Genomic DNA, 21,609 nt, shown 5'->3' on the forward strand with positions numbered 1-21,609 from the left:
TAAGGGATTTAACAATTGACATGCAGTTCGTGGATTGGATTTTATTTGTCTTGATTTAATCTTTCAAGGGCTGTTTTAGGTAAGATTGGAATTGAAATAGTAAAAGTAGTACCATCTTCATTGCTAGTCATTTTTAATGTACCATTATGATTTTGAATAATTTTTTTCGTTACTGCCAAGCCGAGTCCTGTACCGGAATCTTTTGTTGAGAAGAATGGATCAAAGATATATTCTTGAATCGCTGGTGGAATACCAGTCCCATTATCAGTGAAAGTAATACGAACAAAATTATCAAGGCGGTAACTAGTAATTTGTATAGAAAGTTTTTTTTCTCCTTGAGCATCGACAGCGTTCTGGAATAAGTTTAAAAAAACTTGCACAAGTTCATGACGATCAATATGAACTAAAATATCATCTAATTCGGTAGAAAAATTATAATCAATTGAAATGTTATGTAAAAAGACTTCACTAGCTAGTAACTGTTGAATATACTCACGTAAAAACGTATTAATGGGAAAGGGTTCTCTTGTAAATTCCCGTGTTTTTGAAATAGATAAAAATTTTGTAATGATACTATTTGCGCGATCTAATTCAGGAATAAGTAAGTTTTTAAATAGTTCTTTATTAGATGGAGAAACATTTTCTTGTAAAAATTGTAAATATCCTCGTACGGTTGTAAGAGGATTACGTACTTCATGCGCAATACCAGCCGCGATTCGCCCTGCTAACGAAAATTTTTCTGCATCACGTTCTGTGTTTAAATAATGAAAAACACTAATAACCCTAAAAATCTCTCCGTTATAATCACGAATAATTCGGTTATTTAAAATGCCATAGTTTTTGTCTAAAACTTCTTCATTATATATTTCTGTGCCTGTTCTTAATGTTTCTAGAGCTTTAATTTTTTCTTCAGGCAATTTTAGTAATTGTTGAATTGGTTTTCCAATTATATCATTTCGTACTACACCAAAATCATCTGCTGCAGCCTGATTACATAAAGTTATATTTCCTTTATTATCAACAAAGGTTACATGATGTGAAAAAGCATCAAAAATATGAATAAAGTATGTTTCAAGTTGTTTAAATAAAAATAATGAATCGCAAGTAAGTTGAAAGTCAGCCTCTTTATTCTCTTTTTGTATGTTTTGAATGGAATGAGTCGATCTCGTTTTCTTTATTTGTAAACCAATATGTGGATTTTTATATGTGAAATGATGTGGTAATTGATTTACAAGTTCTTCATAAAAACGTACTTTATTCTCTAGTTCTTCTATTCGTTTTTCATGAGATATAATATCATCGTTTGGAAGCATAAATAAATAACCCCTCAATTTAAAAATTCTTCCATCTAGTATATCATATTTTTATATGAATACTCTTAAAGATGGGACTACTTAATGAAATTGATTGGTCAAAGTGTTCAGAAAGTGGGTAGAATGGATAGAAAGTGAAGTGAAAAAGGGAGGAATATATTTGCTTTTCATTGGAGTAACAGGGTGGGGAGATCATGATTCTTTATATATAGACCCCTATGAAAATAGAAATAAATTACGAACATATAGTGAGTATTTTCCTATAGTAGAAGTGGACAGTTCATTTTATGCGATGCAACCTGAACGAAATTATACAAAATGGGCAATGGAAACACCGAAAGATTTTTCTTTTATCGTAAAAGCATATCAAGGAATGACAGGACATATGAAAGGAGAGATTCCTTTTTCTACGTTCGATGAGATGTTTGATGTATATAAACAATCTATTCTTCCTTTAATTGAAGCTAGTAAATTAAAAATGATTTTATTTCAATATCCACCATGGTTTGATTGTAAAAAGAAGAATGTAGATTTTCTCCGATATACGAAAGAAAAAATGGAAGGTTTGCCGCGTGCGATAGAATTTCGAAATCAAACATGGTTTTATCCAGAAATGAGAGATAAGACGTTACAGTTTCTAGAGCAGGAGAAATGGATTCATACAATTTGTGATGAGCCACAGGCAGGGATGGGGTCAGTACCACTCGTATTAGAAGTAACGAATGCAGAGATGGTGTTAATACGTTTTCATGGCCGAAATGTTCATGGCTGGCTTGATAAAGGGGAAAATTGGAGAGCGGTTCGTTGCTTATATCGCTACAACAATAAAGAATTAGAAGAATGGGTAGAAAGACTAGAACAATTAAAAAAGAAGACAAAGGACATATACGTATTATTTAACAATAATTCAGGCGGAGATGCAGCTGATAATGCGAAACAGCTTATGAAAATGATGAACATTACATATGGTGAGCCAAAGCCTGAGCAATTAAATTTGTTTGAGTGATAATAAACAAGAAAGGCACTGTACAAACAGGGGGAATGTACAGTGCCTTTCTATATGAAAAAGAGGGGTAACAATGTTACTGAGCGTTTGGTTGATTCATCAATTGTTGGCTTCGTAATAAATGATAATGGTTATCATTATCATTGTCAATAGTTTTCCTAAAAATAAATAAAAAACTTTTTAGGAGATAGGAGCGATAGGGAGATCTCTAATAGAAGTTTGGCTGAAGTAATGAGTTGTTTCGAGGTAAATTTCTAGCAAACTCCTGATAACGTATAAAAAAAGAACAGCAATTAATGCTGTTCTTTGCTAGTGATGAATTGTTGTAAATCAAAAGGAGTTATCGCTTGGATAAATTCTTTTGAGATAAGTGTTTGAACAAGAGTACTCTCAGAAATAGAAGCACCTGTTTTCTTTTCATAAGCTTGTTTCAATAAATCAAGTTTTTCAGCCGTTTCTTTCGGTAATTCAATTGTTAAAGTGTTCATAATTTCTCCCCCTTACTATTAGAGTACCACTACAATATAGGAGAGACAAGAAAAGAGAATGTGAAACATAAAAAAGGTTACCATTTATAAATGGTAACCTTTTTTATGTATAAGAGTTATTAAGCAATACCGATATACTTTAAAGTTTTTGATGGAGTACTATGATCAAAGAAGTGTTGTAAAAATGCGATATCAACACCTGATTTGTATGCGCAATATCCCCAAGTTTTTCGAAGTGTATGTGAGCTAATCCCTTCTAATCCAACTTCTTTTGCAGCTTTGTTTAAAATGTACCACGCATGTTGTCTCGTAATAGATTTTGTTCCTTTTTGAGACTTTAACAATGGTTCATTACGTTTCCAAGTTTTACGTTCTTTCATGTAGTCTTCGATCGCGTGCTGTAAGTCTTCATTTACAGCGAACCATTTATGTTTCTTTACTTTTTCATTGTAAAATAAAATGGAATGGCGAACATTTTCATTTTCATCGATTACATCACTAACTTTTAATTGTAAGATTTCACTTACTTTTAAGCCAGAATTTACAGCTAATACGAATAATAAGCCATCACGTTTCGAAGATTGTAAAAGTATATTTTTGATAGTTTCTAATTGTTTTTCATTTTGAATAGGTTGTCCTGCTTGTTTCATTTCACGCACTCTCCTCTTTTATATGTGTAAAGGAAAGGATTAACTTGTTTCTTACTATAAAGGGAGAGTGTGAATTTCATGTGAACTCCTAGTGAAATTAAGACAAATTATTTGACTTCTTTTACTTTTTGTAAATTAAAGTAGAATACAACACTATTAGTCGTATTATATACACCGTACTCGGCATGGTGTAGGTCTAAAATATTTTTAACAATAGATAATCCAAGACCAGTACCACCAGTATGACGGCTACGCGATGCATCTAAACGGTAGAAACGATCCCAAATTTTTTCAAGACTGTCTTCTGGAATAGGGTTTCCTGTGTTTTCGATTTCAACTTTTACTGTATCTTCCATTTCTATAACGGAGACTTGTATTTTTTCTCCATCTGGCGTATAGCGAATTGCATTGCTAAGTAAGTTCACAACTACTTGTTCAATTCGACTACGATTCGCTTTCACAAATATAGAAGGGTCTACATCTATATTCACTTGTAAATGTTTTTCCTCCATGCTAAATAATAATTTTGTATAGACTTGTTGAATTAATTCCCCGATTGAGAATGTCGTCATATCTAGTTTGTACGTACCTGATTCTAATTTTGCTAACTCTAACATTTCAACAATAAGTCTGTTCATGTTTTCTGTTTCTTCTAAAATAACATCTGTGTAATACGTCGTATCTTTACTAACGCCATCTTTAATTCCTTCTGCAAAACTTCTAATTACACTGAGCGGTGTTTTTAATTCGTGTGATACACCAGAGATGAATTCTTTCCGCGTTTTTTCTAATTGACGTTCACGTTCAATATCTTGTTGTAATTTTGTATTGGCAACATTTAATCGATCAATTCGGTCTTTTAAGTTTACAGATAACGTATTAATACTACCGGAAAGTCCGCCAATTTCATCATCTGCTGTTACAGGTAATTTCTCGCTAAAATCAAAATTGGCCATTTTTTTTGTAACACGATTCATTTTAATTAATGGTTTCACAATAATTTTTGAGTAGTAGAAGGATAACAAAATAATTACGAGAAATACGATGATTAAGGCATAGACATAATAATCTTTCAAAACGAGCATCGCTTCATTAACAGGTTGCAAGGATGCTATCGCAAAAGCATATTCTGTAATCTTTCCATTTTCCATAATAGGCTTTACAAAGATGCTATTTTTTATATTCTCTTCACTATCTAGTAGAAAATAGCTTAATTGATGCGAGTTAGCAGTACCATTTCTAATAATATCTGCAAAATATTGAACGGCTTGTAATGTTTCAAAATCATTTGCAAGACGAACATCCGCTTTGGATGGAAGCTGTAACTTAGAAACAATACCAGTAAACTCAATTTGAGTCACAGGTTTGTATCGGCTTGTAATTCTATTTTTAGAAGGATTGCCATTAATGGATGAAAAATCTGAATTGATACGTTCGTTTTGCCATCGATTATAACTTGTTGTCAATTCTAGTGGTGTTATTATTTTCCCTCGTACCCAACCGACGACGTTGATCATGTCATCTTTTTTCAATCCTAAGTTTTCAAATTTTTTATATTCTTCGGGCGTTAAAAGATTATTGAGCGGAATGGAATATGCTTCACTATTTTTAGGATTAATTACATCGATATAGTAATTGTTGTCACTTTTAATAATGCCTTCAGGAGATAGAAATTGCATATCAGCATTTGTTTTATCATGAAATTCTTGTTTTAGTTTTCGAATTTCTTCATAACTTTTCCCACTTTTTTCGTACGTATCTACGAAATCCTCAAAAGCAGTTTGAACTGTTTTTACTTTTTTATTAATATAAAATTTCTCTAAAAATAGAGATTGTCCTAAGAAAAAAAGGAGGAATATGATTGTAAATAATGTCGATGTTAATAAAAATAGTTTAAAGACGATACTTCTGTTTTTCACTGCGTCACCTCTTGTGAGAAATACTGTAAATGATTTCTTTATTATAACAAATGGTACAAAAAAGTAGACGAGAAAATCTGTCTCTTCCGAAAGTAGTTTTTAATAAAAAGTCACATAAAAAGAACTCGACAGACGTATGACGAGTTCTTTAATGTATTATTGTTGAATTGCTGCATCTAAAGCGATTTCAATCATTTCGTTAAATGTAGTTTGACGCTCTTCAGATGTTGTTTCTTCACCAGTGAAGATGTGATCACTTACTGTTAAGACAGATAATGCATTTACACCGTATTTCGCTGCTAATGTGTAAAGCGCAGTTGTTTCCATTTCTACTGCTAGTACACCGTAATCTCCAAGCTTTTTCACCATGTCCATGCTCTCACGGTAAAATACATCTGCTGTTAAAACGTTACCAACACGAACGTGTAGGCCTTTTTCAGTTCCAGCATCGTAAGCTTTTTTTAGAAGGTCGAAGTTTGCAGCTGGTGCAAAATCAAATCCTGGGAATGTTAAACGGTTCATATTAGAATCCGTACAAGCTGTCATTGCAATAATAACGTCACGTACTTTTACGTCTTTTTGAATAGCACCGCAAGTTCCAACGCGAATTAAATTTTTAACTCCGTAGCTTTGGATTAATTCGTTTACATAAATAGAAATAGAAGGAACACCCATACCTGTACCTTGCACAGATACACGTTTTCCTTTATAAGTTCCAGTGAAACCTAACATACCACGTACGTTATTATAGCAAGTAACGTCCTCTAGAAATGTTTCAGCAATATATTTTGCACGCAATGGATCACCAGGTAATAGAATAGATTCAGCGATTTCACCTTGTTTTGCTTCAATATGTACACTCATGAAAAGTCCTCCTTATAATGTATTGATAGAAATCAATATCATTTGCATTATACACTATGAATCCTTTCAATTAAAATCTTTTTTATCCTTTGTAATATGTGCAAAACAGAAGGATTTCATAAATCATAATCTAGAATATATATGAAAGAAGTTTTGTATGAATAGAGACTATAAAAATGGTAGGTGATGTTTTGAAAAATCTTGTCATTGGACTTGTTGCTTTGTTATTTATTGTGGTAGGTGGATTTTACATAAAAAAGTATCAGGAAACTACAGAGACTGTAGGTGATGTTCAGGAAGTAAAATGGGATGTATCAAATGGAAAAGGAAATGAGAAAGCAAATATTTCATTTCAATTATTAAATAATAAAAATAACGAAGTTCGTGGTGTGAACGATCAAATTCGGGCAGTTATTGTAGACGGACAATTAAAACATGTACAACAAATGAAACCTACATTCGCAGGAAATGGATCATATAAAGTATCTTCTAAAATAGCGAAAGATGAAGGATATACAATATTTTTATATGAAGACAAAAATAAGTCTGTGCAATCATTTGCGAAGAAAGATTTTGGGAAAGAAATAGACGAGAAAAATAAGAAAAAAGTAAAATTTCCAATCGATAGTGTACTTACAAAAAAAATAGGGGAGTATGAAGTTTCTCTTTTATTCGGTGCACTGCATCCGAATGAGCCAGTGACGTTAACATTTCAATTTCAAGCGAAAAAGGGTGAGAAATTGAAATTACATGCAGAGAGAGGAGAAGTGGAGGCGCTCTATATTGTGGATGAAACGAGAGAAAATTTTTTATATGCAATCCCTGTTGATACAGAGGGGCAATTACAATACCGTATTACATTTCCCGTTGAAGGAACGTACAAAATATGGGGAGATTTCTATATAAATGGTAAGAAATATGAAAAAGAATTTATTGTACAAGTTCAAAAAAGAAAAAACAGCTAACTATTTAGCTGTTTTTTCTTTTTCCTATTAATTTTGTTACAGAGAGCATTGTAATTGGTAAAGAATGATTCTTTCTAAATGCTAAATATTTACCGCTCCATGTTGGTTTATATTTTTCTTTAAAATGTCGTAACCCGCTGAAACTATATGTGTAACGAACATTATTAAAGATGGCAGCGGCAACTCGTTCAGACCAGAAAGATTGTGTCGATAAACCTACATTCGAAAGTGGCGCCATGCCAATATTAAAGGAGTGGTATTCATTTTCTTTTGCCCACTGGAATAGGTGGATGAAAATGGCATCCATAATGCCGCTAGGTGCATCTGGATAATACCGCATTAAATCAACAGACAATGATCCGTCTTGATATACGGGCATAAATGTCGTGAATGCAATGATTTTTCCATCTGCATCAGATAATGTAGCGATAGGAGCACGGCTAATATATTCACGATCAAAGTATCCGAGTGAGAAACTTTTCTCTTTTTTTCCACCGAGCCACGCATCTGAAACTTTTTTTAATTCTTCAAATAGTTCATCTGAGAACGGCGGCTGGTGAATAGAGAATGTATAGCCTTCTCGTTCAAAACGGTTGAAAGTCGCTCGCATACCGGCGCGTTTTTTTCCTGTTATTGTAAATGTATTCAAATCAACGACAGCTTCTTCACCAAGCTTAAAGAAGTTGTAACCAAAATCATGATATAAACTCATCCATTTACTTTCGATTTGGTAGAATACACAAATGTATCCAAATCGGTCAGCTTCAGCTAAAAACTCTTGTAACACAGTACGGTAGGAGGAAGGATCTCCAATTGGATCACCTAGTACAACAAGACGTTTTCCAGTTATAGAGAAGAGAAGGAGCGCTTTCCCATCACTACTAAAGAAGAATTGTTTATCGCCTAAGAAACCTAAATGACTAAGTACATTTCCACCATGTTCATCTAAAAAGTTTTGTAATCTTTTATCATTAGCTGGTTGCCCGGGAAATTCATTTCGATAACGATTAGCAATGAGTGAGCCAATCAGTAAAAATGTAGGAACGAAAAAGGCAGCTGCTAATGCACTTCGTTTTACTTGCGTAATATTACGAACGACAAAATCAGGTTTAAAAGCTTCTTTTGTACCTGCAAATAAAATACCTAAGTTTTTATATAAATATAAAGTTATAAGTAAGAATATAAAAACTTTTACGATATCAGAAAGTGAGACTTCCATTTTCTCGCGTACAAATCTTTTACGAAGCATATATAATACAGCGAGTACAATTAATAAAATAAACGTTTCTTCAATATCAATCCCTTTTAGCGTATTAAAGATAGCTGCTCCGATTAAAGAAATAATCGTCATATAGTAAGAACGCTTTGTTCCATAATATATGCCTCGTGAAAGGATCAGGAGGAGAATACCGAATGTTAGTGATAAGCTAAAAGAAAATTGAATAAGATGTTTTGGAGCTAGAATATGTAAGGCGTGTGCTCTGTTTATACTTGTCGGTAGAATGGTCGATAAAATAACCATTAATCCAGCAAATACTGTTAAAGCAGCAGAGGCCCACGAACCTAGTTTTCCTAGAAAATCACGCTGCAAAGTCCATATAACACCAGTTGTTTCTAATGCAGGCGCAATAAAAGGTTTGTCTTCAAACTTTTTAATGGCCACGCCTGTCATTTCAAAAGCTGCAAAAATAAGACCAAGGCAGAATGGTAAAATGTAATAGACGAGGCGATATAATAACATAGCAGGTAGTAATACGCCTGTATCAATGCCATATTGTCCGAGCCCAGTTAAAAAGACAAGGTCAAATGAACCAAGTCCACCAGGTACAAGACTAACAACACCAGCTAAAGCAGCAATTACATACACACCTAAAAACTTTTGAAATTCGATATCAATGCCAAATAATATTAGTATGACGTACATAACAATACCAGCAGATACCCACTCAACTAATGAAACTAATGAGTATAAAACAGTTGGATTTTTCTCTTCTTCTCGTTCATCTTGTCCTTCGGTTTGCTTTGGTTTTCTATTTTTTAGTTTAGAAAAGCCAATGTATATAGGGACGAAAAGGGCGAAGAAGATCAAAACAGGCCATAGCCACGGTTTTTCATGCAAAATAAAACTTGTGTCTAATATTCCAATAAGGCCGAGGAATGAAAGAATAGCGAGTCCGTTAATAAAAGCAGTTGTCATCCAGGCGATACTTTTAATCAGCTTGCCATTTTCTTTTATGTATGGACGATAAAGCATCGTACGTACACCCGCTCCAACGAGACCACCAAATCCAATAAATCCATTTAAGGTATTAGCAATCCATGAGATACGAAAAATCTTTTGGACAGGTATATCAGCTTTTAAATAACGAAGCATAACATAGTCGTAAAAGAACATTGTTGATACGGCAAATGCACCAAGTGTAATGGCTAAAAAGACTCCTCCGGTTGGAATGTTTTTAATTGTATTGATTGCTTCTAAAAAAGAAATGCCTGCTAATTCTTTTTTTGCTTGAAAGAATACAATGGTTAATACAACAAATGGGAAGATAATTTTCCCGATTTGTAAGAAACATTTCCATGAAAACGACATAAATACAACTCTCCTTGTATAAGAAAACTGAGACAATAATATTATTATGACAAACTTCAAGAAAAATAAAAAGGTAAATTCCTGTATAAGGAAGCTATTTTTTATAAGGGTTATATTTAAAAGAGTATTTCGTTTGTCAGAAAATTAAGTTAAAATAAATTGAAAGAAGGAAGAGAGGGGAAGTAGATGATTATAATAGGTTATGCGGGATATGAGCTAGAGAAAGCAAAACCTAATACGTCAGAAGATTTTTTTAATAGATCTGAAGTGACATATATATTAAATGATAAAGAAAGAACCTTTTCTGTTTTATATGTTCGGTATTTTGAAGAAGTTGTACAAGAAATTACTCCTTTTGAAGGAAATCCGGTATGTAAAGTAGAAAATCAAGACATATATTTGCGGGATATTGTAGCGATCTGTTGTTTACTGAAAGAGAATGAGCTTCGCATGCAAAAACGTTTGTATTTAAATAATATAGAAGAATTCCAACAATATTTTGATGAGGAAATAGTCGTGAAAGTACAAGAAATATTGGCTGAATTACATAAAAATAAAAGAGTAGAAATAGAGTGAACTGGCAAAGGAGAGGGAAAAATGTCTAATCTAATGGTGGAAAATCAAACAGAACAAGTTTCTATGTTTTTAGAAGATGTTATTCATTTGATAACCAATTATGTAAATTATCATACGTTGCCTTCTTTATTAGAAGAGACACCGGCAGGAAACGAACAATATTATAAAGGGTTATTAGCGTCAATAAGACGTCTTCTCGTTTTTTGTGAAGAAGGACATGATGCGTGTTTTGTTTTGTTAAATAGCCAGCCATTTCGAAAGACAGCAGCTGAAAAGATTTTATATAAAATTTATCATCAAGTAATTGCAGAGTTTTTTTCACCAAAGAGTGATCATTGGTATGAAAATAGTCGGTCTGCTTATACAGGGAAAAACTCCATCGTTTTTCAACAAACACCACCTGCATCTGTAGAGGAAGTAATGAAGAGCTTAGAGGGGAAATTCCAATTGATGCGTGAAGAATTAGAATATTATGAGACTGATTATCAAACAAAGATGTTACACAAATATTAACTGCGAAAAAGAAGCTGAGGGGACTTAGCTTCTTTTCCTTTTGTACAGTTATATAAGAGATTTCCTTTGAATATATTTAAGGGGATAGCATTAAGGAGGTGTAACATGAGTCAGCAAGGTGTATTCACAGATTACTTTCATGAAGTAGAAAGCTGGTGTGAAAGTGTTCTTCACGTATTAGATAGCCGTGCAATGGAAGTGTATGATGTCCATATGCTTGCTTATAAAATTCAAACGTTATTAGACCGTATGAAAGAGCATGAGTATGATACAGATGCAGAGTTTATGTATGAAATAAGTGATGATGTAGAACATATTCAGCATCATTTGCAGGAAGTATTCGTGCAGGGGGAAGAGGAATATGAACTATGTGAAAGAGGGGATAGTGAACGAGCTGTTCCAATTGGAGGGCATACACTCCCACCACTACCTTATCCATATAATGCGTTAGAACCGTATATTTCTAGAGAAATTATGATGTTACACCATGATAAACATCATCGTAGTTACGTGGAAGGATTAAATAAGGCAGAGAAGATGATGGAAGAAGCAAGAAAAACAAATCAATTTGATTTAATTAAGCATTGGGAAAGAGAAGCTGCTTTTCATGGATCAGGTCATTACTTGCACACAATATTTTGGAATAACATGAAAAAAGGTGGCGGCGGAAGTCCAAGAGGGGCTCTTTCACACCGGATTGAACAAGATTTTGGAAGTTTCTTGCGTTTTCAAAAACATTTTACAGAAGCAGCCTCTAAAGTGGAAGGTTCAGGATGGGCAATTCTCGTTTGGGTTCCGCGATCGGGAAGATTAGAAATTTTACAGAGTACACTTCATCAATTATTTACACAATGGGATACGATACCGCTCCTTGTACTAGACGTGTGGGAACATGCGTATTATTTACAATACCAAAATCGAAAAGATGAATATATTAAAAATTGGTGGAATGTTGTAAATTGGCCGGATGTAGAAAAAAGATTTGAAAGTGCAAAACAAATAGAATGGACACCTTATTAGACGCAGGTTCTCTGCGTCTTTTTTATTGGAAGGAGAGGGAGATTTCGTTCATATTTTAAAAGGCCAAGCATACACTTGTACAAAAAGTGCCAAAAGGACGTGGGGGGAAATATGAGACGAATTTGTGTAATCATTACGCTTCTTATTATGTACGCAAGCGTTATACCAATTCCTACATATGCAAAGATGACCAGCAATGTTAGTGCTCGAAATGCTGTATTAATGGAGCAACAGTCAGGTCGCGTATTATACGGAAAAGCAGAACATGAGCCGCAAAAGATTGCTAGTATAACAAAAATTATGACTGCCTTGTTAGCTGCTGAGTCAGGAAAAATGAAAGAAATGGTCTCGGTTAGTAATGAAGCAGTGAGAGTAGAAGGCTCAGCAATTTATTTAAAGCCTGGACAGAAAGTAAAATTAGAGGATTTAGTATATGGACTCATGCTTAGATCTGGTAATGATGCAGCACAAGTAATTGCTGAAAATGTAGGAGGGAGTATAGAAGGGTTTGTATATTTAATGAATGAAAAGGCGAAACAAATTGGAATGAAAGACACTCACTTTTCAAACCCACATGGTTTGGATGGAGATGGATCCCATTATTCGTCGGCCTATGATATGGCACTTTTAACAAGGTATGCAATGGGGAACGAAACTTTTAAGAAAATTTTTGGAACAAAAACGTATAAATCAGATTCGTGGGATTATCCGTGGAAAAATAAACATAAACTTGTGACGTCGTATTATGAATTTGCAACAGGGGGAAAAACAGGTTTTACGAAGAAAGCAGGAAGAACGCTTGTTACAACAGCATCAAAAGATGGACTAGATCTAATTGTCGTAACTTTGAGCGCTTCTAGTGATTGGGATGATCATATGAATTTATTTGATAAAGGTTTTGACCGTTTCGAACAAACAAAAGTTTTAGGACAAGGAGCACTTGCTGAAATAACCGAAAAGAAATACGCCAATCATGTTTACACGAAAAATAGTTTTTCAGTACCTTTAACTGAAGAAGAAAAAAAGAGCGTAGTATTAAAAGTTGAACTAGATAAAAGTGCAAAGCTTGTGGATGGAGTAAAGGTTGGAAAGACAGACGTTTATGTTGGCAATGAGAAAGTTGGAGAACGGAATTTATTTTATAGTAAACGAAAGTTAGTAGCTACAACGGGAATATACTGGAATAATGTGAAAGAAATTTTTTCTTACATGATAGGTGTTGGGAACGATGGTTAATCTCGTATGGGTAGCGATGGCTGTCATTGGGATTGTGTATGCGATGATAAATGGAACAATGGAAGAAATAAATAAAGCTGTATTTGATGGAGCGAAAGATGCGGTAACGATTTGTATAGGACTCATTAGTGTTTTAGTATTTTGGCTCGGCTTAATGAAAATTGCAGAGGAAGCCGGATTGTTAAAAAAGTTAGTGGCACTTTTTATGCCGATAGTAAAAAGGCTGTTTCCAGAAATACCGAAGGATCATCCGTCAATGGGATTTATTTTATCAAATATGATGGCAAACTTTTTTGGTTTAGGTAATGCAGCGACCCCTCTTGGCATTAAAGCGATGGAACAATTGAAAGAGTTAAATGGAGGGAAGGATTCGGCGAGCCGTTCTATGGTAACGTTTTTGGCATTAAATACATCAGCGATTACTTTAATTCCTACGACCGTCATTTCGATTCGAATGACGTATGAATCAGCAAATCCAACTGAAATTGTTGGGGTAACATTCATTGCACAAGTACTCTCTATGATCGGAGCGATTTGGATTGACCGCTATTTTTACCGAAGAAGGAGTAGGAAGGGGCGGAAAAAATGAGCATTGTCAATACGATATCATTATGGGTAATCCCTTGTGTCATTGGTTTTATCCTTCTATATGGCACGATAAAGAAAGTTCCGACGTATGAATCGTTCGTTGAGGGAGGAAAAGAAGGGATTCAAATTGCAATCTCTATTTTACCGTTTATGGTTGGAATGCTCGTATCTATTTCTATATTTCGAGCTTCAGGTGCATTAGATGCAATGATATCAGTAATGAAGCCGATGTTAGATTTAATTCATGTCCCAGCAGAAATTGTTCCACTAGCACTTATACGTCCTATTTCGGGCTCTGCTGGTTTAAGTATTACGACCGATTTAATTGCGACGTATGGACCGGACTCGTTCATTGGGCGATTGGCTTCTACGATGCAAGGGAGTACAGACACAACTTTTTATATTTTAACAGTATACTTCGGAGCTGTTGGAATTAGAAAAATGGGAGATGCATTAAAAGTAGGACTTTTTGCCGATTTAATCGGAATTATTTGTTCGATTGTATTTGTTTCTCTATTGTTTCAGTAATGCTATTCATTTTTTATGCTATTTCGCTTATAATACGTATACGACCACTATTAAGGTGTTGCTTAATAGTGGTTTTTTTATGCGGTATTTTTGACAAAATAATGAACTTTTATTGTGAGCAATATGAAAAATATGGACAATAATAAAAGGTAAAAACATGATTTGACCTTTATATGTTTATTATCATCGCTATGTTGTTTAAGTAAGATGGAGCAAAAAGCCGTCAAGCGTATGCGGTTGCCAAGTCTTTCTAATGTAAGGTAAGATAAATTCGAGGTGAAAAAAAGAAATGGAACGATTACAAAAAGTGATTGCGCAAGCAGGTATTGCATCGAGAAGAAAGGCTGAGGAATTAATTCAGCAAGGAAAAGTGAAAGTTAACGGAAAAATAGTGAAGGAGTTAGGAACGAAAGTAACTCCTCAAGATAAAGTAGAAGTAAATAACATCCCTCTTGAAAAAGAAGAACCTGTTTATTTTTTACTATATAAACCAACTGGCGTAATTTCAAGTGTATCAGATGATAAAGGAAGAAGTGTTGTAACAGACTTTTTCCCGGAAATTACACAACGTTTATTCCCAATCGGACGTTTAGATTATGATACGTCTGGCGTATTATTAATGACAAACGATGGGGACTTCGCAAACGTATTAATGCACCCTAGATATAAAGTTGAAAAAACATATGTTGCAAAAATAAAAGGGCCTCTAACAGGTGAAAAAATCCGCATGTTAGAACGCGGTGTGATGTTAGAAGACGGAAAAACAGCACCAGCACGTGTGAAGATTATTTCTTGGGACAAGCGTAAAGAAATGGCGATTGTACAATTAACAATTCATGAAGGACGTAACCGTCAAGTACGTCGTATGTTTGAAGTGTTAGATTGTAAAGTAGTGAAACTAAAGCGTGAACGCTATGCTTTCTTAGAAGTAGGAAGCCTGCGACCTGGTGATGCAAGAGAATTGACACCACATGAGGTAAAACAATTACGTGCATTGGCTTCTACAAAGCCTCGCTAATCGATATTGTGAAAATTTCACCAGTGGAATGCTCCGCTGGTGATTTATTAAAAAATACATATATTCATCACTCGTCGAAGAGAGGGGAGACAATATGAAAAAAAATCGCTTATTATTTCGCGTTATTATTCTGCTCATTTTATGTGGTGCTGTAGGATTTACACTTTATCAAGGATATTTCTCTAAAGAAGAGAAAATGGAAATTGGAAAAGAAGCACCTAACTTTGTTGTGACAGATTTAGAAGGAAAGAAAATTGAGCTAAAAGATTTTAAGGGAAAAGGTGTATTTTTAAACTTTTGGGGTACGTGGTGTAAACCTTGTGAAAAAGAAATGCCTTATATGAATGAACTATATCCAAAGTATAAAGAAAAAGGCGTTGAAATCATTGCGTTAGATGCAGATGAAACGGATATTGCTGTTAAGAATTTTGTGAAACAATACGATCTTAAGTTCCCTGTTGCAATCGATAAAGGTGGAGAAATTATAAAAACGTATGGAGTAATACCATTACCAACAAGCTTCTTGATTGATAAAGATGGTAAGGTGATTCAAGAGATTAAAGGTGAACAAACGAAGGAACAATTGGAGGAGTATTTAAAGAAAATCACTCCGTAATAAAGAAAACCTTTACATACAAGGCGCTTACCTATAGTGCCTTTGGTTTAAAAATTCTGAGTATTGCGGTAACTTGAGGTTAGAATATACAATAGTACATATAGATACAGGGGCGGTGAGAGTGTTGAAAGAAATTAAATGTGAATGTGGACATGTGAATCCGATAGGAACTGTTTTTTGTGAAGCTTGCGGGAAACCATTTGAAAGCAATGAAAATATAAAACTATTGGATATGCGCTATGAGGGGAGTGCTCGGAGATCTCTCACGCAAACAAAAACGATTATTGATAAAATTTGGAGCTTTTTCTCTTCTGTAAAAGTCGGTGTATGGCTCATTGTAATCACTTTAGCTGCATCGGCGATAGGGACTATTTTTCCGCAAGAAATGTACATAACTCCAGGAATTGCACCAGCTGAATATTATAAGCAAGAATACGGATTTTTAGGGCAATTATACTATCAATTAGGCTTTAATAATTTATACGGTTCGTGGTGGTATATGATTTTAATTGCTTCAATTGGTATTTCACTTGTGATATGCAGTTTAGATCGTGTCATTCCACTTTATAAAGCTTTAAAGAAGCAAGGGGTGAAAAGACACCCTAGCTTTTTAAAGAGACAAAGATTATACGGTACTGGTACACCGCAAGATGGTGATTTTGAAAGAGTTCAAAAGAATTTAAAGAAAAGAAACTATAACGTAAAAGTGGAAGACGGAAATATTTTGGCAGAAAAGGGACGGTTTTCACGCTGGGGTCCATATGTGAATCATATCGGTCTCATCATCTTTTTATTCGGTGCGATGCTCCGTTTTTTACCAAGTATGTACGTAGACGAAGCGATTTGGTTACGTGATGGAGAAATGAAAGAAATACCAGGGACAGATGGTCAATACTATTTAAAAAACGAGAAGTTTATAAAGGAAGTTTATGATAAAAGTAAGGACAAGGAGGTTTTTGATGAAGCAATTGACCGTGTAGGTGATAAAATGATTGCGAAAAACTTCCAAACGAATGCTGTATTGTATAAAGCAGTAGGGGAAAATATAGCAGGACAAAAGCCGAAATTGGAAAAAGTAAAAGAAGCGGAAATTCGAGTGAATGAACCACTGAAATTTGATAAGTTTGCAGTGTATCAAGTGGATTATAAAGAAAATGAATTTAAAAGTATGTCCTTTAACTTGCAAAATAAAGAAAATAATCAAAAGTGGGGACCGATTAAAGTTGATTTAACAAACCCTGCAGAAAAATATGATTTAGGAAATGGTTATTCTTTAGAACTATTAAGCTATTTCCCTGATTTTTATTTTGATGAGAATGGAAGACCAAATACAAAAACAAAATTACCAAACAACCCTGCATTTGTATTTAAAATGTTTACACCTGAAACACCAGATGGTGAAGTGAGTTTTGTTGGTATCCAGCAAAATATAGAACCTGATGGGAATAACAAATATAAAATGTCCTTTGCAGGTGTGGAAATGCAAAATGCAACAGCACTTACTGTAAGAAAAGATTTAACGCTTTGGATTCTCGGTATTGGAGGGTTTATATTTATGGTTGGTGTCATTCAAGGAATGTATTGGAATCATCGCCGTATTTGGATACAACGCGTTAATGATGAATGGTGGATTGCAGGACATACGAATAAAAACTGGTTCGGTTTAAAGAAAGATATTGAAAGAGTACTAGAAGGTACAGCAATTCCGCAACCAAATGATAAAGTAGTCGATAAAAAAATTAGTTAAGGTGGGGAAACGATATGGTGCAAATAAGTAGTAACTTTCTCTTTACCGCATTTATTTTATATTTAATTGCCACTCTATTTTTTGGGGGAGCAATTAAAGAAAAGGGTCATAAATGGGCAAATGTAGGAATAACGATTACAATTTTAGGGTTTATTGCACAAACGGTATATTTTGTTACAAGATGGATTGCATCAGGACATGCACCGGTTAGTAACTTTTTTGAGTTCGGTACGTTTTTCGGCATGATGCTTGTCGGAGCATTTATTGTCATGTATTTTATGTACCGCGTAAGTATAATTGGGCTCTTTGCATTACCAGTTGCGCTTTTATTAATTGCCTACGCGAGTATGTTTCCGAGGGAAATATCACCGCTTATTCCATCTTTAAAAAGTAATTGGTTACATATTCACGTGACGACTGCGGCTGCAGGGCAAGCAATTTTAGCAATTAGTTTTATTACAGGCGTTATGTATTTATTGAAAAATGTAGATCAATCAGTGAAAAGTAAACGTACATTTTGGCTAGAGACGGTAGTATTCACACTTGTTTGTACAGTTGGGTTTATTGGAGTAACAACGGTATATTCTAGTATGAAATATGAAGCAAAGTTTCAATGGATTGATAAAAATGAACAACAAGTGGAAATGAAATACAATCTTCCGGCTTTAGTGGGGCCGCATGAAGGGAAGTTACTGACAGAAAATAAATTAGAGCCGACAGTTGAAGTTCCGGCGATTGTAAATGCGAAAAAATTAAATACTGTTATTTGGTCAGTGTTAGTCGGAACGTTACTCTATATTGTATTAAGGCTAATTTTACGTAAACGAGTATCAGCGGCACTTCAGCCGTTAGTGAAAAATACGAATAGCGATTTGTTAGATGAAATAGGATATCGTTCTATTGCAATTGGATTCCCAGTTTTCACATTGGGTGCATTAATTTTCGCTATGATTTGGGCTCAAATAGCGTGGACACGTTTTTGGGGCTGGGATCCGAAAGAGGTTTGGGCACTTATAACGTGGCTCTTTTATGCGGCGGTATTACATTTACGTTTATCAAAAGGATGGCATGGAGAGAAGTCAGCATGGTTAGCGGTAATTGGTTTTGCAATCATTATGTTTAACTTTATTGTAGTAAACTTAATTATCGCGGGTTTACATTCATACGCATAGAGAAATAAAATAGGAGAGTGTATGTCACTTTCCTATTTTATTTTTGTCAACTTTTCTTCTTTTTTGAGAAAAACATGACAAAGTAGCGGTTGATTTTGTAAAATGATGTCGAGGACATTATATACTGTTCAAAAAAAATACATAGTTTTGGAAAAAAATTGAACAAACTTTATTATTCTTGTGAAGCATAATATGGGAAGTGAAACATTTAGAAGATTGCTTAAATAAACGAGAATAGCGCAACATAATAGTATAGAAGGGTAGGTGTGAACCGTTGTGGTAAAAGTACGCAACGGGTAGAAATGGAAAATGAATCAAGAATTTTAATTGTAGACGATGAGGATCGTATTCGTCGTTTGTTGAAAATGTATTTAGAGAGAGAACAATACACAATTGAAGAAGCAGACAATGGTGATACAGCTTTAGAAATGGCGCTGCAAAATGATTATGATTTAATCCTATTAGATCTTATGATGCCTGGTAAAGATGGTATTGAAGTATGTAAAGGGGTTCGTGAGAAGAAAGCGACGCCAATTATTATGTTGACAGCAAAAGGTGAAGAAGTAAATCGAGTACAAGGGTTTGAGGTAGGAACCGATGATTATATTGTGAAACCATTTAGCCCACGTGAAGTAGTGCTTCGAGTGAAAGCGGTCTTACGCCGTTCTGTACCAACAACATTCTTTACACAAGATACAACGACAAAAGATGTTACTGTATTCCCTCATTTAACAATTGATAATGATGCACACCGTGTTACAGCAGATGGTAATGAGGTGAACTTAACACCGAAAGAGTACGAATTACTATTATTCTTAGCGAAAGCGCCTGATAAAGTATTCGATCGTGAGCAATTGCTAAAAGAAGTATGGCAATATGAATTCTTCGGAGATTTACGTACAGTTGATACGCATGTAAAGCGTTTACGTGAGAAGTTAAGTAAAAAATCACCCGATGCTGCGAAGATGATTGTTACCGTTTGGGGCGTAGGTTACAAGTTTGAGGTTGTGAACGACTGATGCTTTGGAGAAGTGTAGTAGGGAAATTATGGATGACCATATTACTTCTCGTTTCGTTCGTGCTTGGATTTGTTGCGATTTTACTTTCACAGTTTTTTAGAACATATTATGTAGATATGAGTGAAGCTAGGCTTCAAAAAGTTGCAACAAGTGTTTCAGAGTTAATTGAAGAAGGTGCCGATGTAAAAACGATTGAGAATATCGCGTACAAATTCTCTGACCCACTTTCAAGGATCATTATTGTAGAAGATGGTAAAGAAATATCTTCTTCACCGAAACAAGAAGGATTAGTCACTCTTACAATGGATGATTTGAAAGAAGATAAAGAATTAGCGGCTGTTTTTACAGACAAAAAAGAAATTAAGAATAACATTAGAAAAGCCTCTAATAGTAGAAAGAATAAAAATACTGAAAATGATATTATGATTGTCGGAAAACCAGTGCAGTCAAAAAATCAAAGTGCAGTGTTTGTATACGAATCTTTACAAGTACCGATACAAGGTATGGAAAGAACGACTGATTTTATATTCTTATCAGCAGGGATTGCGATTATATTAACAACTTTCTTTGCATTCTTCTTATCTACTCGAATTACAGCGCCACTTCGTAAAATGCGTGAGGTTGCTTTTGAGGTGTCGCGTGGGAAGTTTGATGCAAAAGCTCCTATGGTATCCCAGGACGAGATTGGTGAGCTTGCAACAGCCTTAAATCAAATGGGGAAACAGTTGAAGTTTAATATGAATGCCCTGCAGCAAGAGAAAGAACAGTTAGCTAGTATTTTAAGTAGTATGGCAGATGGGGTTATTACATTAAATCAAGAGGGTGAAGTCGTTGTAATCAATCCGCCGGCTGAACATTTCTTACAAGTTTGGCAAGAAGAAAAAGAGATAGAGCTCAGTAAAAAACTACCTTCTGAACTTGTTGAACTATTCCATCTCGTTGTAGAAAGCGAACAACAACAAGTGGTTGAAATTAATTTACAAAAAGGTAACTATGTAGTTCTTATGACGCCGCTTTACAATCAAACGAAAATTCGTGGGGCTGTAGCTGTATTGCGTGATATGACGGAAGAACGCCGTCTTGAGAAAATGCGCCAAGACTTTATTGCGAACGTATCACATGAACTTCGTACACCGATGGTCATGCTCCAAGGGTATAGTGAAGCAATTTTAGATGATATTGTGCAAACAAAAGAAGAAATTAACGAGTTTGTTCAAATCATTTATGATGAATCCGTTCGTTTAGGGAAACTTGTAAATGAATTGTTAGATTTAGCGCGTATGGAAAGTGGTAATGTAGAGTTACATATAGGTGAAGTTGATATTCATCCTTTCGTTGAAAAAATAGGTCGTAAATTCCAAGGAATTGCAAAGGATAAAGAAGTCGCGTTAACGGTTAATTTCAAAAATCCAATTGAGCAATACCCGTTTGATGCAGATCGTATGGAACAAGTATTGACGAATTTAATTGATAACGCAATACGTCATACGAACGCAGGTGGACACGTAACGCTTGTAATTGATACGAAAAATAATGGTCTTATTTTTGAAGTACAAGATTCGGGCGCTGGTATTCCAGAAGAAGATATTCCATTTTTATTTGATCGTTTCTATAAAGCTGATAAAGCAAGAACACGTGGGAAAAAAGGTGGAACAGGACTCGGGCTTGCGATTGCAAAAAATATTGTGCAAGGCCATGATGGGAAAATTGCTGTTTCAAGTGTTGTTGGAGAGGGAACTACATTCTCTGTATATTTACCGAATCGTATAATTTAAATATGC

General features: G+C 34.7%; 20 protein-coding genes. 14 read left to right on the forward strand and 6 right to left on the reverse strand.

What is annotated here, in order from left to right:
* Positions 1 to 41: 41 nt before the first annotated feature.
* On the reverse strand, positions 42 to 1,313 hold the full coding sequence (locus PDQ33_RS03945) for an ATP-binding protein (protein WP_061130457.1): 1,272 nt from the start codon (positions 1,311 to 1,313) through the stop codon (positions 42 to 44).
* Positions 1,314 to 1,473: 160 nt separating this feature from the next.
* On the opposite strand from PDQ33_RS03945, the gene PDQ33_RS03950 reads away from it, so the two are divergent.
* Positions 1,474 to 2,319, forward strand: coding sequence for a DUF72 domain-containing protein (locus PDQ33_RS03950; protein WP_270754857.1), 846 nt, complete (start codon positions 1,474 to 1,476; stop codon positions 2,317 to 2,319).
* 293 nt (positions 2,320 to 2,612) lie between these two features.
* Here PDQ33_RS03950 and PDQ33_RS03955 read toward each other — a convergent pair whose 3' ends face one another.
* The 4 genes from PDQ33_RS03955 to deoD form a co-directional block, all read right to left on the reverse strand.
* Complete coding sequence (locus PDQ33_RS03955) at positions 2,613 to 2,807, reverse strand: DUF3924 family protein (protein WP_001094859.1); 195 nt, start codon at positions 2,805 to 2,807, stop codon at positions 2,613 to 2,615.
* Between the two features lie 119 nt (positions 2,808 to 2,926).
* Positions 2,927 to 3,457, reverse strand: a complete 531-nt coding sequence (locus tag PDQ33_RS03960) for a tyrosine-type recombinase/integrase (RefSeq protein WP_000806236.1) — start codon at positions 3,455 to 3,457, stop codon at positions 2,927 to 2,929.
* Between the two features lie 107 nt (positions 3,458 to 3,564).
* Positions 3,565 to 5,376 (reverse strand): sensor histidine kinase, encoded by a 1,812-nt coding sequence (locus tag PDQ33_RS03965; RefSeq protein ID WP_000797491.1) that lies wholly within the window; start codon positions 5,374 to 5,376, stop codon positions 3,565 to 3,567.
* Positions 5,377 to 5,532: 156 nt separating this feature from the next.
* The gene (deoD, locus tag PDQ33_RS03970) at positions 5,533 to 6,240 is read right to left on the reverse strand and encodes a purine-nucleoside phosphorylase (RefSeq protein WP_000110707.1); all 708 of its coding nucleotides are present in this window, start codon (positions 6,238 to 6,240) and stop codon (positions 5,533 to 5,535) included.
* 176 nt (positions 6,241 to 6,416) lie between these two features.
* On the opposite strand from deoD, the gene PDQ33_RS03975 reads away from it, so the two are divergent.
* The gene (locus tag PDQ33_RS03975; RefSeq protein WP_073536390.1) at positions 6,417 to 7,205 is read left to right on the forward strand and encodes a hypothetical protein; all 789 of its coding nucleotides are present in this window, start codon (positions 6,417 to 6,419) and stop codon (positions 7,203 to 7,205) included.
* Between the two features lie 4 nt (positions 7,206 to 7,209).
* Here the strand turns inward: PDQ33_RS03975 and mprF are convergent, their stop codons facing one another.
* Positions 7,210 to 9,795, reverse strand: a complete 2,586-nt coding sequence (gene mprF, locus PDQ33_RS03980; protein WP_270754850.1) for a bifunctional lysylphosphatidylglycerol flippase/synthetase MprF — start codon at positions 9,793 to 9,795, stop codon at positions 7,210 to 7,212.
* A 186-nt stretch (positions 9,796 to 9,981) separates the two neighbouring features.
* Here mprF and PDQ33_RS03985 point away from each other — a divergent pair, with 186 nt between their 5' ends.
* The 12 genes from PDQ33_RS03985 to resE all read left to right on the forward strand — a co-directional run bounded on the left by PDQ33_RS03985 (position 9,982) and on the right by resE (position 21,603).
* On the forward strand, positions 9,982 to 10,371 hold the full coding sequence (locus tag PDQ33_RS03985; protein WP_000583786.1) for a hypothetical protein: 390 nt from the start codon (positions 9,982 to 9,984) through the stop codon (positions 10,369 to 10,371).
* A gap of 21 nt (positions 10,372 to 10,392) precedes the next feature.
* The gene (locus PDQ33_RS03990) at positions 10,393 to 10,884 is read left to right on the forward strand and encodes a YpuI family protein (protein ID WP_000067567.1); all 492 of its coding nucleotides are present in this window, start codon (positions 10,393 to 10,395) and stop codon (positions 10,882 to 10,884) included.
* A 105-nt stretch (positions 10,885 to 10,989) separates the two neighbouring features.
* Complete coding sequence (locus PDQ33_RS03995; protein WP_000082669.1) at positions 10,990 to 11,904, forward strand: superoxide dismutase; 915 nt, start codon at positions 10,990 to 10,992, stop codon at positions 11,902 to 11,904.
* A 111-nt stretch (positions 11,905 to 12,015) separates the two neighbouring features.
* Positions 12,016 to 13,140, forward strand: a complete 1,125-nt coding sequence (dacB, locus tag PDQ33_RS04000) for a D-alanyl-D-alanine carboxypeptidase DacB (protein WP_270754845.1) — start codon at positions 12,016 to 12,018, stop codon at positions 13,138 to 13,140.
* Positions 13,133 to 13,729, forward strand: a complete 597-nt coding sequence (spmA, locus tag PDQ33_RS04005; protein WP_000247808.1) for a spore maturation protein SpmA — start codon at positions 13,133 to 13,135, stop codon at positions 13,727 to 13,729. The genes dacB and spmA overlap by 8 nt, the downstream gene beginning before the upstream one ends.
* The gene (gene spmB, locus PDQ33_RS04010; protein ID WP_000029510.1) at positions 13,726 to 14,256 is read left to right on the forward strand and encodes a spore maturation protein SpmB; all 531 of its coding nucleotides are present in this window, start codon (positions 13,726 to 13,728) and stop codon (positions 14,254 to 14,256) included. Before spmA ends, spmB begins: the two co-directional genes overlap by 4 nt.
* Positions 14,257 to 14,545: 289 nt before the next feature.
* Positions 14,546 to 15,274: a 23S rRNA pseudouridine(2605) synthase RluB gene (rluB, locus tag PDQ33_RS04015; protein ID WP_061130455.1), complete on the forward strand. Its 729-nt coding sequence runs from the start codon at positions 14,546 to 14,548 to the stop codon at positions 15,272 to 15,274.
* Positions 15,275 to 15,368: 94 nt separating this feature from the next.
* Positions 15,369 to 15,890: a thiol-disulfide oxidoreductase ResA gene (gene resA / locus PDQ33_RS04020; protein ID WP_000742198.1), complete on the forward strand. Its 522-nt coding sequence runs from the start codon at positions 15,369 to 15,371 to the stop codon at positions 15,888 to 15,890.
* A 121-nt stretch (positions 15,891 to 16,011) separates the two neighbouring features.
* Entirely contained in the window at positions 16,012 to 17,637 is a 1,626-nt protein-coding gene (resB, locus tag PDQ33_RS04025; protein ID WP_000910527.1) for a cytochrome c biogenesis protein ResB, read from the forward strand.
* Between the two features lie 14 nt (positions 17,638 to 17,651).
* Positions 17,652 to 18,809 carry a cytochrome c biogenesis protein ResC gene (gene resC, locus PDQ33_RS04030; protein ID WP_000250096.1) on the forward strand — a complete coding sequence of 386 codons (1,158 nt, stop codon included), beginning with the start codon at positions 17,652 to 17,654 and terminating at the stop codon, positions 18,807 to 18,809.
* A 302-nt stretch (positions 18,810 to 19,111) separates the two neighbouring features.
* Positions 19,112 to 19,828, forward strand: a complete 717-nt coding sequence (resD, locus tag PDQ33_RS04035) for a DNA-binding response regulator ResD (RefSeq protein ID WP_000426862.1) — start codon at positions 19,112 to 19,114, stop codon at positions 19,826 to 19,828.
* Positions 19,828 to 21,603, forward strand: a complete 1,776-nt coding sequence (gene resE, locus PDQ33_RS04040) for a sensor histidine kinase ResE (RefSeq protein WP_098671838.1) — start codon at positions 19,828 to 19,830, stop codon at positions 21,601 to 21,603. Before resD ends, resE begins: the two co-directional genes overlap by 1 nt.
* Positions 21,604 to 21,609: the final 6 nt, after the last annotated feature.

Source organism: Bacillus cereus group sp. Bc031 (assembly GCF_027716265.1).
GTDB lineage: Bacteria > Bacillota > Bacilli > Bacillales > Bacillaceae_G > Bacillus_A > Bacillus_A paranthracis.